This window comes from Marinomonas phaeophyticola (assembly GCF_026966905.1).
Lineage (GTDB): Bacteria > Pseudomonadota > Gammaproteobacteria > Pseudomonadales > Marinomonadaceae > Marinomonas > Marinomonas phaeophyticola.
This window is the reverse complement of record NZ_JAPUBN010000006.1, coordinates 137,262-153,211: the sequence shown is the minus strand read 5'-3', so window position 1 is coordinate 153,211 and position 15,950 is coordinate 137,262. Positions and strand designations below refer to the sequence as shown.

The window sequence follows — 15,950 nt, the reverse complement described above, 5'->3', positions numbered from 1 at the left end:
TGCTCAATTTTAATTAATGGGTCTAGGGTTAAATCAGAAAAAATCTCTGATTTCGACGCATTCGAATGGATTCAAGCACCTTGTATAAATCAGGAAAAAATTTTCTATCCGCATTAAAACTCGAATGTTCATACACAAGCTGTGTATCTTCGGCAGCCGCCTTAACATGATCAATAAAAAGAAGAGCATCTTCCAACCATTCTTTTTCATCCATTGCTGATACTTTTTTGCCTTTTTTTACCAGCTGCTGCATACCTTCACGAATCAACCTCACCAAAGAAAAGTCATCGGTAATCAGCTCTGCACTTGTTAGTAAATTGGCCTGTTCCATACGACGGCATAATTTCAGACCAAAACTATGAAATGTCATCACTTGCGGAATTTGAAAAACATCACGATTATTTAAATAGTCCGTTAATCTTTGTAAAAACTCTTCTTGAGCGCTTTTATTAAACATAAAAACACCAATTTTTTGAACTGGCACTCCTTGTTGCAACAAAAACTCGATACGAGCAATTAATGTCGTGGTTTTGCCAGCACCAGCAACAGCAACCACTTTCGCATGGGATGCTAGATCATGTTGGATAACGTGTTGCTGTTCATCCGTAAATGCTGGAGAATTATTTGTCTTCAAAAAGCTTTCCTATTTCTCTAAACGGCAAATGCTCTTTACCTGCTATTTTTGCAATGGATTCACCACAAATAACCAAGCGTCTTTGCAATCTAGCAAACAAGACTCCATTGGTTCTTGCAATCAATAGTTGAGCACTTTGCTCAACATCGTCGTTCATTAAATCAACAACCTCACCAATTACCTCACCTTCTTCTACTGGATCACCTATATTTTTGTGATAACAAACGATACCAGCGCAAGGGGTTTTTACCAGATCCATCGCATCCAAAGGATAATAGGTGAGATCAGATGCCGGTGGTTCAACAGGAGGAGCATCTATGACTTTTCGATCAATTAAGTAGGCAAATAATGCGTTGGCATCTTCTAGCGCCATTTCTTTTGTTATGTCATTTTCACCCCTTAACTCCAGAGTCAAAGAGCGACATCCCCATGGAATCAAATGCGCAAAATCTTTTTTAAGGTGACGCCATACCGACACATTGGTCTCATCAAACGATGCGGCACCTGTTTCCAATTCAGATAACCCCACTTTAGCTTTTAGATGCACCAGTAGAGGTTTAAAGTAGTCTTCGAACTCTTGAGGTAAATAAGCATGCATACACGCTTCGCCAGAGCAATGTAAGTCCAGCACTTCATCGGCATCCATAGACATCAGCATCAAGGTTTTACGTAAGCCTTGCAGTTCTGTTGTTTCCGGAAGAGACATCACCTCATCCATGATCACTTCACGAATCAATTTAATATTATTTTCCGGCGATCCATCTATATCGTGACGTATTCTTTGCTCTACTTTCTCGGCTATTTGTGGCCAATTACGATTAAAGTTACCGCCACCATCACTAAAAGCAAAACGTCCTGGAATATAACCATGGAAGTTTTGCGCTAAGCCAATGGGATTAGCAACAGGGACAATAATAATTTCACCGATAATAGCGCCATCGTCGTCGGCTTTTCTTAATCGTTTAATTAATTCATTTAGAACTAAAAACCCCGGCCACTCATCTGCGTGCAAGCCAGCTTGTAAATACACTTTCGGACGCGCACCCACGGTACCAAAATGATGGGCTTTGATCAGCCTACTTGTACCTAGAGTGGCCGTCGGCAAATTGTGTGTCATGATTTGATAAGGCATACTGGTCTCTTGAAATATTGATACTTTCCATTGATGCCGTTGGTTTAATAAAGTCAGGGAACTTTTTCAACAGCTTAAAGTCATATACAGTACTATCGTGTAAATAATACTTGAAATAACATTGAGTTACTTTATTTGAATTCAAATTTTAACGCAAAATGGTCACCTATATCATGAAGAAACTATTTGCTCTTTCTATGCTTGCCATAAGTGTAAACTCTGTCTATGCCAGTGATTGGCAATCGATATTAGATGAAGCTAAGGGACAAACCGTCCATTTTAACGCCTGGGGTGGCGCTGAAAACATCAATGATTATATTGAATGGGCCGGTAACAACATCCAGGAAAAATATGGAGTCACACTAAAACAAATTAAATTAGTGGATACCGCTGATGCTATTGGTCGAGTACTAGCTGAAAAAGCCGCCGGTAATGAAAATGATGGCTCAATTGACTTAATTTGGTTGAATGGAGAAAATTTTCGTTCTCTGAAAGACAATAACTTTTTATATGGCCCTTTTAGCACCACTTTACCAAACTATCGCTATATTGATGAAGCTTCCAATAAGAGCCTAACACTGGACTTTGGAACGCCTGTTGACGGCATGGAAGCACCATGGGGTAAAGCTCAAGTTATTTTCATCCATGATACTGAGATACTTCCCAACCCACCAAGGTCTATGCCCGAATTATTAGCCTATGCCAAAGCGAACCCAGGAAGAATAACCTACCCTGAACCGCCGCAATTTTTAGGAACCACATTTTTAAAACAAGCACTTTATGAGTTAATTGAAGATAAAGAACTACTCTCCCAGCCTGTTGAAAATGTAGATTTTAAAACTGTCACCAAACCGTTATGGACTTATTTAAACGAATTACACCCAGTGACATGGCGCAGTGGTACCACTTATCCAGCCAGTTCGGAAGAAATGATACGTTTATTAGATGACCAAGAAATTGATCTCGCTTTTAGTTTTGATACCTCAGCAGCATCAGTTCAAATAAGCAAAGGCAATTTATCTGATACTGTCCGTTCATACATATTCGATGAGGGCACTATTAGCAATACTCATTTCCTAGCCATTCCCTATAACTCAACCGCTACCGCTGGTGCTCAAGTGGTGGCAAATTACTTCTTATCACCAGAAGCTCAGTTAAAAAAACAGGATAGCGAGGTATGGGGAGATTTAACGGTCCTGAGTTATGAAAAATTAGAGAAAGAGCAACAGGCATTATTTGATGCTCAAGAACGAGGTATGGCCACTTTAACACTTGATAATTTAAGCAATAGTATTCCCGAACCACATTCCTCATGGGTAAAAGCATTGGAAAATGAGTGGCGCTTACGTTACGCAAACTGATTTTCTGAGTGCATTTTGTTCAAATCTAAGAAGGCAATGTAATGTCATTGAAGCTGGTCAATTTTATTATCGTGTTAAGCATCAGTGTTTTTATGCTAATCGGTATTTTGGGGATTATTGCTCCAGCTTTTCATTACTTGCCCGCCATTGGTGCGAACGAAATTTCGTTGGACCCTTGGAAAGAGCTGTTTCTAGCACCCGAGTTTATAAGCAGTATCATACTCACCCTCATAAGCGGTGTAACGGCCACATTCCTATCCTTAATGATTGCCTTTTCTGTAGTTGCCGCTTTTTATGATAGTAAAATACTTTCCATTTTCCGAAAAAGCTTAGCGCCTATACTGGCGATTCCTCATGCAGCCATTGCAATTGGACTTCTGTTCCTACTTAGTCCTAGCGGCTGGCTAATACGACTATTCACTACCTTTGAACGTCCACCAAATTGGATAACCATTCAAGACCCCTATACCCTATCGCTTATCTTTGCACTTGTTGTGAAAGAAACGCCTTATTTAATTTTCGTTATCTTAGCCTGTTTACCTCAATTAAAAACAGATGAGACTCTAAAGGTCGGACGTAGCATGGGATATAATGTCGCCACTATTTGGCAAAAAATTCTATTGCCAATGATTTACCCATTAATACGTTTACCGGTATTTATTGTCTTAGCCTTCAGTCTTACTGTCGTTGATTTAGCTTTGATTATTGGTCCCAATACACCATCAACATTTGCGGTGACTATTTTTCGATGGTTTAAGGATGCAGACTTAAATGAACGCTTTTCAGCCTCCGCTGGCGCTGTCTTTTTAATGCTATTCATTTTTGTGATCTTTATTATTTGGGAATTGGCTTATCGCTTACTTTACTTTTGTTCAAAGAAAAAGCTCACCACAGGTAATCGAAGTAATCTCTCTCAGTCTTTCTTTCAGCTACTTGGATCTTTATATTTTTTCATACTGATTAGTGTCATCTTAAGCAGTATTATCTTATTGCTGTGGTCCTTTGCAAAACGCTGGAGGTTCCCAGACATACTTCCAAGCACTTGGTCTTTTCGTAATATAGAGCGCAATATTACATTACTCAATGATCTGAGTTTTAATACCTTAACGATCGCCATTAGCAGCAACATTATCGCTCTTATCATTAGCCTTGCCTTATTAGAAGCTAAAAGACAACAGTCTTGTAAAAAGACGCTATTTGATCGACTAATTTATTTACCCATTTTACTACCTCAAGTAGGTTTCCTATTTGGCATCCAAATATTGTTCATTAAGAGCGGGATCAGTGGCCATTTTCTATCCGTCATTATATTACATGTTTTTTATACCCTGCCTTATGTGTATCTGACTTTACACAGCCCGTATTTAGCTTTCAATCAAAACTATCTGGTTCAAGCTTGCGCCTTAACTCATAAACCCTACAAGTCCTTTTTGCAAATTAAATTAGCCATGTTAAAAGCACCCATATTTAGTGCCTTCGCCATTGGTTTCTCCGTGAGTATTGCCCAATATCTCCCCACACTAATTGCAGGTAATGGCCTCATCAATACATTAACAACAGAAGCCGTGACTCTCGCTTCATCAGGAGAAAGAAAACTGGTTAGCCTATTAGCACTCATACAGGCATTTTTCCCTTTAATTGTCTTTATGTTAGCAATTTGGCTCCCTAAGGTTTGGACACCGGCTCGATTAGCGTTAAAACACTATCTCTACATGAGATTTTCCGATTCCCACTCTTACACAATCAAAAATTAATAACACCATTATGTTGAAACTTACGGATATCACCATTCAATTGCACGAGACCTGTTTATTCAAGAACTTTAATGCGTCAATCCCGACGGGCGAAGTTCTCAGCATCATGGGTCCAAGTGGTTGTGGAAAGTCGACTTTATTGGACTTTTTATCAGGTTCAATAGCTGACACTTTCAAAACATCTGGCCAGATAAACCTTAACAATAAAGAATTAAGCCACTTACCGATTGAAAAACGACACGTCGGAATTTTATATCAAGAATCACTTCTCTTTCCGCATCTAAGTAACCTCGAAAATCTCATGTTTGCCATTCCAGAAACCATAAAAGGCAAACAAAGAGCTGAGTTAGCATTAGAAAAACTCTCTGAATTTAATCTTGCCGATAAAGCCCACACCTTACCCGCCTATCTTTCCGGTGGACAAAAAGCCCGTATTTCTCTGTTAAGAACACTTTTATCTGAACCGAAATACCTTTTACTTGATGAGCCATTTGGCAAATTGGATAAAGCGCTACGACAAGAAGTAAGGGAGTTTGTAATAGCACAAATCGAAACCATAAAGTTGCCCACTATTTTGGTTACTCATGATCAAGACGATGCTGATGCTATGGGAGGCACTTTAGTCCAACTGACACGTTAATACCTCAAAATCATTCTATAAAAACAGTAGCATGGACATAAACTCACCCTTTAATGTTTAAATAGTATTAGACCTATTGAGCAATCTAACGTTTAATTGTAATTTTATTACAACTATTTTAAATAAGAGTTTTATGATAATTCAAAGACATGACATTGATTTAGAAACGCCGACGGGATTAATGCGCTGTAGCGTTTATCGACCTCAAGCGGACGGTAAATTCCCTTGTGTTATTTTTTATTCAGAAATATTTCAACAAACCGCTCCTATTAGTCGTTCTGCAGCAATAATGGCTGGGCATGGTTTTGTTGTCCTTGTACCTGAAGTGTTCCACGAGCTCAACCCTATAGGAACTGTGCTGGGCTATGATGATGAAGGGAAAGACAAAGGCAATGCAGATAAGTTTACTAAAAATCTAGAGGCTCATGACTCGGATACTCAGGCCATGATCGATTACTTTGTTCAACAGCCATACTGTAATGGTAACTTCGGTAGCATGGGTGTTTGCCTTGGTGGGCATTTAGCTTATCGAGCCGCATTAAACCCAGTCATTAAGGCCGCTTTTTGTCTATACGCGACCGACATTCATTCTAATACGCTTCCTTGTAAAGAAGGCAATGACTCTTTTAGTCGCACGAAAGACATTCAAGGGGAATTGGTTTGCATCTGGGGTAAGCAAGACCCTCATGTACCGACAACAGGTCGACAAAAGGTTTATCAACAATTGATTGATACCGAAAGAAACTTTACATGGCTGGAATTCAATGCTCAACACGCCTTTATGAGAGATGAAGGTGATCGTTACGATCCAGCCCTTGCTTTAGAATGCTATAAATTAGCGGTTAATTTATTTCTAAGAACATTGTCACTTTAAAAATATGGCCCTATAAAGCAAAGCGAGCCAACGTATTATAGAAAATTCAAAGATAGACAAGAGATACAGGCCTATCTTTGAATTCTATTATCAGTTACTTTTTAAACGATAATTAGGCGTAATAGAAACTTCACCTAATTCACCAGACACCCATACCTCCCCGTCTTGAATCGTCATATTCAACTGCATTGAACGCTGACTTAGTTTTGCTAAAGCAATAACTTGATTCTCAGGAAACTGCAATATGGATAAATTTGAAAAGCGTGTAACCTTACTTTTATTTTGTTCCCACCATATGTCACTTTTATCATTGTAGTTAACTATTGTTACCTGCTTAGCCCTACCACATGCTTTACGTAAACGCTTTTCATCTGGTTGACCTAAATCCACCCATAGCAGTATTTCGTCAGCTAAACTTTTCTGCCAGAGATCCGGTTCATCGTCAGTGCTTAGTCCTTTTGTAAAACCTAGCTGCTCATGCCCTTCTTTTTGATCTACTAATAGAGCAAAAGCTAACAAACGCACCATTAGACGCTCTTCTGTCTCAGATGGATGCAATGCTACTGTTAAATCATAGCCTGCATAATGGTTTCTATCCATATCAGTTACTTGAACATTCGCCTTGTATACCGTCGCTTTAATTGCCATGCAACTCTTTTCCTCGTAACTCAAAAACCCACAAAAAGACCCGATCAATCATCAAATCAAAAATTCCTTTATATAGAAAATATATTAAGGTGATAAATTCAATTCGTTAAAATACTAAATGAACATGCAGAAAAACACTTTTATTTGTTTTTTCATTCAAGCTTATTGACTTAATGATTAAAATACGGCCAAATACTCACCGCTATAAGTTTATAGTATTCAACTATCACTCAATTTTAGTACGTCTGGAGGTAAGTCATGAACAAATATTATTTGAATCAAGTCACACTTGCTTCTACCAATTCATTCACTGTGAATCGCTGTGCTACACAAGCGACAACTTTGTCTGCGTACTAGATTATTTCTTGGCCGCGGATCAACGCGGCATCTGTATATTATACCTATTCCCTTTTGATCCCGTCCTTTTATTATTAAATGGAGAGATCTTATGATCATTATTGCCACAATTAACGCCATCAAAGAGTTTTTCGTAAAAAAACATGCTGAGCAATCTTTAAAAAGCTTAGATGCCCATAGTTTAAGAGATATTGGTTTTTATCATGACAATGGCCGAATTCGTCCATTGGCAGGCACCACTCATGAAAATAAAAACCTTACTATTCATAAAATGAAGCCTCACAAGCAACCCAGTGATGGATAACTCAAGCCGATTGAGTACTGCTCAGTCGGCTGACACAACTTGCCACTAACACTGGCACCCAGACTGGACTAAAGAGTGATTCAATCAAGGTTAGTCCAGTCGATTTCCTCGACAATACAACTTCTATTATCTCAATCAAACTTATTGCTTTTAATAACCAAAAAAAGTAATCCAATCTTATATTTCTTCCGTATAAAAGCAAACAACGACAACGATGAGATACCTTATGTTTTCTATATTTAAAACGGACCCTATAAAAAAATTAAATAAGATGCGTGACATTAAGCTAGAGCAAGGAATGCAAGCTCAAAGAAATGGAGACATCAGAAAATATTCCCAATTAACTTTTGAAGCGGAAGAATTATACGAAGAAATTTTATTGCTGGAGGAGAAAAAAAGTACGATCTCTTTTTGATGCTTATTTTCTAATTTGGCTGTCAACTAGTAAACAATCATATTTTTACAAAAAAAAACACAAAAAAAACAACTCACATCAAACGGATTATCAACAGTTGAATTCTATTTTTTACTCGAAGAATAGAAATTAGAACCAATTATTTCATATAAATATCAATAACTTAAGATGATATATTCATATCAAAAAACCTCTTACATCTTACATGCAAGTAATTTCCTTATAAGTTATTTTAATAATCAAATTATATTTTGGTTTTTCCACTATCCACATCCATCCAACACGAATGGAATATACATTAAAAAGTATGGTATACCTTTCCTCACACTTTTATTTTTATCATTAAGGCAGGTCAATGAGCGCAAAAGTAAAAATCATATCCTCTATTGGGGCAATGCTTTCTGTTATTATCTTAATAATATCGCTAACTAGCTTCTTCAACTTCAAATCATCTTCTACATCAAATTATGAACATTCCCTTGACCTAAAATCTTTTTTAATCAGCAACGCTCTTGAACAGAGAATGCTCCGCTACTTTGACTCTCTAAATATCAGTTCAGCCAAAATCTCTATCAATGCGGATGGTACTGTTGATTTAGATAACCTTAAGAAAGAATTAAATAATCTACAGCAAGAATTAGGTGTACTTGAGGCATATGCGGCAGTCAAGAGCGGCACAACCTATTTACCAGGAGGTGAAATACAAAACTTTAATGCAAAATCATTAGAAAGAGAGTGGTTTGTTCGTACTTTCGCGGGTGAAAAAAACATTGTAACGAAGCCCTATACAAGCAGTCAGAATCATTTGGTTATGGCCTTGGCCGTTCCAATAATCAGAAATAGCCAAGTTATTGGTGTGCTCTCCGTGAATCTAGCAATTGATCAATTAACCAAATTTATCTCCTCTCTTTCTGATAATAATCAGATATGGGTGTTAAGAGAAGACGGCTTTATTATGGCCGCTAAAGCGCCTGAGTTCATAGGTAAGAACCTTTTTGAACTAAGGCCAACGTATGCACAGCACAAAGATAAAGCATCATCTCATCATACCTATGAACTAGATGGCGTTGAATATGTCGTAGGGAATACTAAAATCCAATCCAATAACTGGTCTGTATGGGCCTGGGACTCTGTCGATAATATAAACAAGGATTCAGATGAAAACCTTATAGAGAGTTTAGTCATTGCAATTATATTGATACTGATTTCATTGTTAATAACTTATACCTTGGTTGTGAAACTTATTTATGTCCCTATTGGTGGTGAACCAACCGAAATTGAAGACTTAGTAAAACGAGTTTCTCATGGCGATTTGTCTTTTAAACGTTCTACAACTGACAGTGACGCAACAGGTATTTATGCTTCTGTACTGACAATGATTGAAAATTTAAAAAGTAGTATGCATAGTATCAATGAAGCCGCTGATCAGCTCCACCTGTCCTCCTCACAAGTAAATAAAACCGCTGAATCTATTAGTACAAGCTCCAGTGAGCAAATGAATCACCTTGAGCACTCCAGCTCTAGTATGGAAGAAATGACGGCTACGGTAGAAGAAGTCGCTCGTAATGCCTTGGATGCTTCTATCTCAGCAAAAGAAGCTACCGACACTTCTAATATCGGTTTAACACTAGTCAATGAAATGAATAACAATATCCAAACTCTAGTTGGAGGCATTGAAGATGTTGTTATTGTCACAAATCGGCTTGAGCTAGAAACTCAAAGTATAGGAAGTATTTTAGAAGTAATTAATGGTATTTCTGAGCAAACAAACTTACTTGCTTTGAATGCAGCAATTGAGGCTGCAAGGGCCGGTGAGCATGGTCGTGGATTTGCTGTAGTGGCGGATGAAGTTCGAGGTTTAGCAAATCGAACTAAAGAAAGTACAAATGAAATACAAGATATGATTAATCGCCTACAAAGCGAAGCTAAAACCTCCGTGTCTATGATGGAAGAAAATGTCACAAACGCTAAGAGCACATCTGATAAGTCGTCTAATACGGCTAAAGCGATTGACTCAATTAGAGAATCTATTTTATCGATTCAAGATAAAAATAATCAAATTGCTACCGCTGCAGAACAGCAAACACAAGTATCTTCTGAGATAAGCAAAAGCGTGTATGACATTTTTAACAAAGCTAAAGAAAACTTTAGTTTATCTACCGCAAATACTGAAAGATCGCAAAAATTGACTGAAATAGCATCAAACTTAAAAAAGACAGTCGATTTCTTTAAGTTTTAAGTTTTATTGAATAATGCCTGCCCTTCTCTCCAAATAAAAGAAGGGCAGGTATTTTTCAGTTCAACCTTCTCTATTGATTATCCAGTGCTCTGCACGTTTTCTTGCACCTCATCCGGTAAATAACTCAGTATCTTCAAATACTATCTTCCCTTTTTTCTTCAATCGAATTCTCGACTGAATAGTTGTTGTACCATCCTTATTTTCACGCTCTTGAAAACTAGCCATATACCAACCTTGTAATTTTATGACATAATAAAAAAATAATCATTCAACGCGCCTTACAGTTAAAAGTGCCACATGAATAAATGCGGCACTTGTGGGGCACTTAGGCACCTAAAAACCCCTTAAATAACCGAAAATAACACATAAATGACACACGACACAACAGAGAAAAAAGACCTTAAGCCTTATATATCAAGGGATACAGTGGATAGACGCTTCAGTATTGCGCCCATGATGGATTGGACGACTACAGACTACCGTGTATTTGCTAGAACACTCAGTACCAATACCTTGCTATACACTGAAATGGTTACGACTGGTGCGTTATTACGAGGGGATTCTCCTGCTCGCTTTTTAGAATATGATGAGTGTGAGCACCCCATCGCGTTACAACTTGGCGGGGCTGATCCTGTTGCTTTAAGCAAATGCGCAAAACTGGCAGAAAAATACGGCTACGATGAAGTCAACTTAAATGTCGGTTGCCCAAGTGATCGAGTTCAAAATAGTTTAATCGGTGCCTGCCTAATGGCTCATCCAGATAAAGTAAAGGACGCCATATCAGCGATGCTAGACGCCACCCATATCCCGGTTACGATAAAACACCGTATCGGCTTAGATGATCAAGAAGATTATTCTGTTGTTCGTGATTTTGTTGGTGATATCGCCACTACTGGAATTCGTACTTTCATCGTACATGCCCGTAATGCCATCTTGGCAGGGTTGAGCCCAAAACAAAACCGTGAAATTCCGCCACTGAAATACGATTACGTATACAAACTGAAGCAGGATTTTCCGGATTTAGAAATCATCCTTAATGGTGGAATCAAAACACTGGCAGAGAGTCAAGAGCACCTCACCAAAATTGATGGCGTCATGCTTGGGCGAGAAGCTTACCACAACCCATGGATTTTAAGTAATGTCGATCAGGTGCTATTTGGAGAGCCGGCTAAAGTGATGTCACGTTTCGATGCCTTAGATAACTTTATGCCGTATGTCGAAAGACGGTTAGCAAATGGAGAACGATTAATGCACATTACTCGTCACATTTTGGGATTATTCCTTGGTCAGCCCGGCGGCAAAGCATTTCGACGTTACCTTTCAGAAAATGGTCATAAAGCTGATGCTAAAATAGATGTATTAATAGACGCCATAAACATGGTAAATCAACAAATAAACAAAACAAAGGAAACGCACTAATGAGCAATAAACTGACTCAATTAAAAGCTTTTACAACCATTGTTGCGGACACTGGTGATATCGCAGCAATTAAAGAGTATTTACCGCAAGATGCGACAACCAACCCATCATTAATGCTAAAAGCGGCTCAAATCCCTGAATACGCGCCTTTCATTGACCAAGCCATTACCTATGCAAAAACACAAAGCGATGATAAAGCACAACAAATCATAGATGCGGGTGACATGTTAGCCGTTATTGTTGGTGCAGAAATACTCAAAACAGTTCCTGGTCGCATCTCAACGGAAGTAGACGCCCGCCTTTCTTTTGACAAAGAGGCTACATTAAAAAAAGCCCGTAAGTTAATTGCACTTTATGAATCGGTTGGCGTAACTCGTGATCGCGTTCTTATTAAAGCGGCTTCTACCTGGGAAGGTATTAAAGCGGCAGAAGAACTTGAGAAAGAAGGCATCAATTGCAACTTAACGCTTCTATTCTCTTTTGCTCAAGCGAAAGCCTGTGCTGAAGCTGGTGTGTATTTAATCTCTCCTTTTGTTGGTCGTATTCTTGACTGGTACAAAAAATCAACCGGTGAAAATTACACGGCTGAAACAGATCCTGGTGTTGTTTCCGTGACTGAGATTTACAATTACTACAAACAACATGGTTACAAGACAGTCGTCATGGGCGCAAGTTTCCGTAATCTTGGTGAAATCGAACAACTAGCCGGTTGTGATCGCTTGACGATTGCACCATCGCTACTAGGGGAGCTAGAAAAAGATACGGGCACCTTAGAACGTAAACTTATCCCTACAGATACTATCGTTCCTGCGCCTGAAGCCATCACGGAAACTCAATTCCGTTGGGAAATGAATCAAGATGCAATGGCAACTGAGAAACTGTCAGAAGGCATTCGTAACTTTGCAATTGATCAAAACAAATTGGAAGAAAAATTAGCCTCTATGCTATAAACCAATAGAAAATAAAAAAACGCCTTAATTGGCGTTTTTTTTGATAATTAAGTTTTTAACAACTATAAAAAAGTCGGGCTTGGTCATGACAGAATACGAAAAAATGCTTTCCGGCGTACCCTACTCGTCTCTTGATATCACACTTAGATTGATGCGAGAAAAAGCCCGTCTAGCTTGCGCCAAATACAACGCACACCCAAGCAAAGGAAATTTAAAGCACATTACTCGTCTCTTTTCAGAGCATGGTCAATTAATGCTTGAACCTGGATTCCAATGTGATTATGGCACTCATATTTCTGTTGGAGAGAACTTTTATGCGAACTTTAACTGTGTGCTATTAGATAGCAACTTTATCAAAATTGGCCATAATGTACTACTTGGTCCAGCGGTCCATATTTATACCGTCGATCATCCAAGAGACCCTATTGATAGAGCCTCAGGCCATTGCTGTACTAAAACAGTCACTATTGAAGATAACGTATGGATTGGTGGCGGCGCAAAAATTTTACCTGGTGTCACGATTGGAGAAGGCGCAATTATTGGCGCAAATACAGTAGTCCGTAAAAACATCCCGCAAAATAGTAGATTCTATGGGTAAGCGACTTAACTATAAATCGCTTTATTTTTAGGGGCTATTTCTGCTTCTTAACAATCCAATAAGTATACACGCTTTCATCTTGCTCAGTTTTCTCAAGAGTATGCCCCAAAAACTGACAGAACTTTGGAATGTCTCGAGTAGTTGACGGATCAGTCGCTAACACTTTAAGCACTTCACCGCCTTTTAATTTTCTCATCTCTACATGTAACATCATAACCGGCTCCGGGCAGAGCAATCCTTGAGCATCTAAAACAGCATCAAATAACATTGGTATCCTTAAATATCATTATCAAAAATAAAACCGTCTATAACGCAAACAGACTTCATTGGTCGCTTACCTGACTACGTCAAAACGGCTTATTGGTCACAGAACAAACTCACTGTTGATCATTTTAATCAATTGTCCGTAACCAATCACTCATTCTTTTTTCTAATTCATCTATCACTTGCTCTTGATTTAAGCGGGTTGATTTGAGCACTTTAAAATCATGATCTGCCCCCTCAAACCAACTCATAGTAACCAGATCCGGTAATTGCTGTTGACTAACCCAATCATAATTTCCAAGAGGATCTCGGGTTCCTTGAATGATTAGGCAAGGAACCTTTAGATTCTCCAAAAATTTGAGTCTGTGCTTTTCTTTTTTCCCTTGTGGGTAGAAAGGAAAACCAAAACATACCACAGCTTTAACATTATTTAGATGAGTGCATTGTGTCGCAACACGAGCACCTAATGATTTACCACATAATATAGAAGGCTTATCAAGGTTTACTTTCTCAGTATACTCCGCTACTAGTCCCGCAAACCGAGAAGGAGGCCGACGACGACCACTGCGCTCAATTTCTTTCATGTACTCAAAGGTAACAGGTATATAGTTAAACAAATCGTTGCGACAAATTGTCGCAGACAAAGCAAGCAAAAATGAAGAGTTATGCCCTAAAGATGAGCCATGGGCCATATAAATAGAAAATTTTTGCATATAAACATTGCCCTATGACAAAGAAAACCCATTAAAAACAACTTGCTTCAATAGAAAAAAAAGATAAAAAGACTTAGAATACGGGTGCTAGTTTGAACGTGCCCTTATTAATTGGCTTTTTCATTAGGTATAAGCTAAATAATTAGGGCAGAAAATTTAATAACAAGGTCAATCACTCAACGTGGATTGTGGAAGAAACTATGAGCACAGCTTTTGATCACCCAACTTACAACTACAAAGTGGTGCGTGCATTCACCATCATGACGGTCGTTTGGGGTGTGGTTGGTATGGGGTTAGGCGTATTGATTGCGTCACAACTTGTATGGCCAAGCATATTCGCAGACATTCAATACTTTCATTTTGGTCGTTTACGCCCATTACACACAAATGCCGTAATCTTCGGATTCGGTGGTAGCGCGCTATTTGCAACGTCTTATTATGTTGTTCAGCGTACAACTCAAGCCAGGTTATTTTCCGACACTTTGGCCAGCTTTACCTTTTGGGGTTGGCAGGCGGTCATTGTCGCTGCAGCTATTTCTCTCCCATTGGGCTTTACCCAAGTAAAAGAGTATGCTGAACTTGAATGGCCAATTGACTTGTTAATCACAGTAGTTTGGGTTGCCTACGCTGTTGTGTTCTTCGGAACAATCACCAACCGTAAGATGAAACATATTTATGTTGCGAACTGGTTCTATGGCGCCTTCATTATTACCATTGCTGTTCTACATATTTTTAATAGTTTAGCCATTCCCGTTACCGCGATGAAATCCTATTCTGTGTATGCAGGTGCCGTAGATGCCATGGTTCAATGGTGGTATGGGCACAATGCTGTAGGCTTCTTCTTAACAGCCGGCTTCCTTGGGATGATGTACTACTTTGTACCAAAACAAACTGGACGCCCTGTATTCTCATACAGGTTATCTATCGTTCACTTTTGGGCATTGATTTCTATCTATATTTGGGCTGGTCCTCATCACCTTCATTACACAGCACTTCCTGATTGGACTCAAAGTGTTGGTATGGCGATGTCTTTGATTCTTCTTGCTCCATCATGGGGTGGTATGATCAATGGTGTGATGACACTTTCTGGTGCTTGGCATAAGCTTCGTACAGATCCTATTTTACGCTTCCTTGTTGTTTCCTTGTCTTTCTATGGTATGTCTACCTTTGAAGGCCCAATGATGGCAATTAAGACAGTTAACGCTTTATCTCATTACACTGACTGGACTATTGGCCATGTACATGCGGGTGCGTTAGGTTGGGTTGCTATGGTTAGTATCGGTGCTGTTTACCATATGCTACCAGCCGTCCTTGGTCGTAAACCAGGTGAAATGCATTCGATTACGTTAATCAATGTTCACTTCTGGTTAGCAACACTTGGAACGGTATTATACATTTCATCTATGTGGGTAAACGGCATCATGCAGGGTCTTATGTGGCGCGCATTCAATGATGACGGTTCTTTAACTTACAGTTTCGTTGAAGCCGTAGATGCAAGTAAACCTGGCTGGGCAGTTCGTGCGTTAGGTGGTGCTTTGTTCTTATCTGGCATGTTAATTATGTCTTATAATACTTACCGTACCGTTCGCGCTAGTGATAGAGAATATGCACTACAAGCGAATACTCAAGCAGCTTAAGGGGCCATTAA

Annotated in this window: 16 protein-coding genes; 11 read left to right on the top strand and 5 right to left on the bottom strand. The window is 38.9% G+C overall.

The window, feature by feature from the left end; all coding sequences use genetic code 11:
* Positions 1–28 precede the first annotated feature (28 nt).
* The gene (locus tag O1D97_RS01415) at positions 29–634 is read right to left on the bottom strand and encodes a UvrD-helicase domain-containing protein (RefSeq protein ID WP_269122140.1); all 606 of its coding nucleotides are present in this window, start codon (positions 632–634) and stop codon (positions 29–31) included.
* Complete coding sequence (locus tag O1D97_RS01410) at positions 621–1,766, bottom strand: succinylglutamate desuccinylase/aspartoacylase family protein (protein ID WP_269122138.1); 1,146 nt, start codon at positions 1,764–1,766, stop codon at positions 621–623. The genes O1D97_RS01415 and O1D97_RS01410 overlap by 14 nt, the downstream gene beginning before the upstream one ends.
* 173 nt (positions 1,767–1,939) lie before the next feature.
* Between O1D97_RS01410 and O1D97_RS01405 the strand changes: the two genes are divergently transcribed.
* From O1D97_RS01405 to O1D97_RS01390, 4 genes are all read left to right on the top strand, one after another.
* The gene (locus tag O1D97_RS01405; RefSeq protein ID WP_269122135.1) at positions 1,940–3,127 is read left to right on the top strand and encodes an ABC transporter substrate-binding protein; all 1,188 of its coding nucleotides are present in this window, start codon (positions 1,940–1,942) and stop codon (positions 3,125–3,127) included.
* A gap of 41 nt (positions 3,128–3,168) precedes the next feature.
* A complete protein-coding gene (locus O1D97_RS01400; RefSeq protein WP_269122134.1) occupies positions 3,169–4,881 on the top strand; it encodes an ABC transporter permease in 1,713 nt (570 codons plus the stop codon).
* Between the two features lie 10 nt (positions 4,882–4,891).
* On the top strand, positions 4,892–5,521 hold the full coding sequence (locus O1D97_RS01395; RefSeq protein ID WP_269122132.1) for an ATP-binding cassette domain-containing protein: 630 nt from the start codon (positions 4,892–4,894) through the stop codon (positions 5,519–5,521).
* A 133-nt stretch (positions 5,522–5,654) separates the two neighbouring features.
* Entirely contained in the window at positions 5,655–6,395 is a 741-nt protein-coding gene (locus O1D97_RS01390; protein WP_269122130.1) for a dienelactone hydrolase family protein, read from the top strand.
* 90 nt (positions 6,396–6,485) lie between these two features.
* On the opposite strand, the gene O1D97_RS01385 is transcribed toward O1D97_RS01390, so the two are convergent.
* Complete coding sequence (locus tag O1D97_RS01385; RefSeq protein WP_269122128.1) at positions 6,486–7,043, bottom strand: YaeQ family protein; 558 nt, start codon at positions 7,041–7,043, stop codon at positions 6,486–6,488.
* Between the two features lie 448 nt (positions 7,044–7,491).
* Here O1D97_RS01385 and O1D97_RS01380 point away from each other — a divergent pair, with 448 nt between their 5' ends.
* The 6 genes from O1D97_RS01380 to O1D97_RS19530 all read left to right on the top strand — a co-directional run bounded on the left by O1D97_RS01380 (position 7,492) and on the right by O1D97_RS19530 (position 13,325).
* Positions 7,492–7,704 carry a hypothetical protein gene (locus O1D97_RS01380; protein ID WP_269122126.1) on the top strand — a complete coding sequence of 71 codons (213 nt, stop codon included), beginning with the start codon at positions 7,492–7,494 and terminating at the stop codon, positions 7,702–7,704.
* Between the two features lie 226 nt (positions 7,705–7,930).
* A complete protein-coding gene (locus O1D97_RS01375; RefSeq protein ID WP_269122125.1) occupies positions 7,931–8,119 on the top strand; it encodes a DUF6435 family protein in 189 nt (62 codons plus the stop codon).
* 355 nt (positions 8,120–8,474) lie between these two features.
* Entirely contained in the window at positions 8,475–10,358 is a 1,884-nt protein-coding gene (locus O1D97_RS01370) for a methyl-accepting chemotaxis protein (protein WP_269122123.1), read from the top strand.
* A 369-nt stretch (positions 10,359–10,727) separates the two neighbouring features.
* Positions 10,728–11,777, top strand: coding sequence for a tRNA dihydrouridine(20/20a) synthase DusA (gene dusA, locus O1D97_RS01365; protein ID WP_269122121.1), 1,050 nt, complete (start codon positions 10,728–10,730; stop codon positions 11,775–11,777).
* Positions 11,777–12,727 carry a transaldolase gene (gene tal / locus O1D97_RS01360; protein ID WP_269122120.1) on the top strand — a complete coding sequence of 317 codons (951 nt, stop codon included), beginning with the start codon at positions 11,777–11,779 and terminating at the stop codon, positions 12,725–12,727. The genes dusA and tal overlap by 1 nt, the downstream gene beginning before the upstream one ends.
* 85 nt (positions 12,728–12,812) lie before the next feature.
* Positions 12,813–13,325 carry a sugar O-acetyltransferase gene (locus O1D97_RS19530; protein WP_330221422.1) on the top strand — a complete coding sequence of 171 codons (513 nt, stop codon included), beginning with the start codon at positions 12,813–12,815 and terminating at the stop codon, positions 13,323–13,325.
* Between the two features lie 34 nt (positions 13,326–13,359).
* Here O1D97_RS19530 and tusA read toward each other — a convergent pair whose 3' ends face one another.
* Positions 13,360–13,593, bottom strand: a complete 234-nt coding sequence (tusA, locus tag O1D97_RS01345; RefSeq protein ID WP_269122118.1) for a sulfurtransferase TusA — start codon at positions 13,591–13,593, stop codon at positions 13,360–13,362.
* 124 nt (positions 13,594–13,717) lie between these two features.
* Positions 13,718–14,302: an alpha/beta family hydrolase gene (locus O1D97_RS01340; protein WP_269122116.1), complete on the bottom strand. Its 585-nt coding sequence runs from the start codon at positions 14,300–14,302 to the stop codon at positions 13,718–13,720.
* A gap of 200 nt (positions 14,303–14,502) precedes the next feature.
* On the opposite strand from O1D97_RS01340, the gene ccoN reads away from it, so the two are divergent.
* Complete coding sequence (ccoN, locus tag O1D97_RS01335) at positions 14,503–15,939, top strand: cytochrome-c oxidase, cbb3-type subunit I (RefSeq protein WP_269122115.1); 1,437 nt, start codon at positions 14,503–14,505, stop codon at positions 15,937–15,939.
* Positions 15,940–15,950 lie beyond the last annotated feature (11 nt).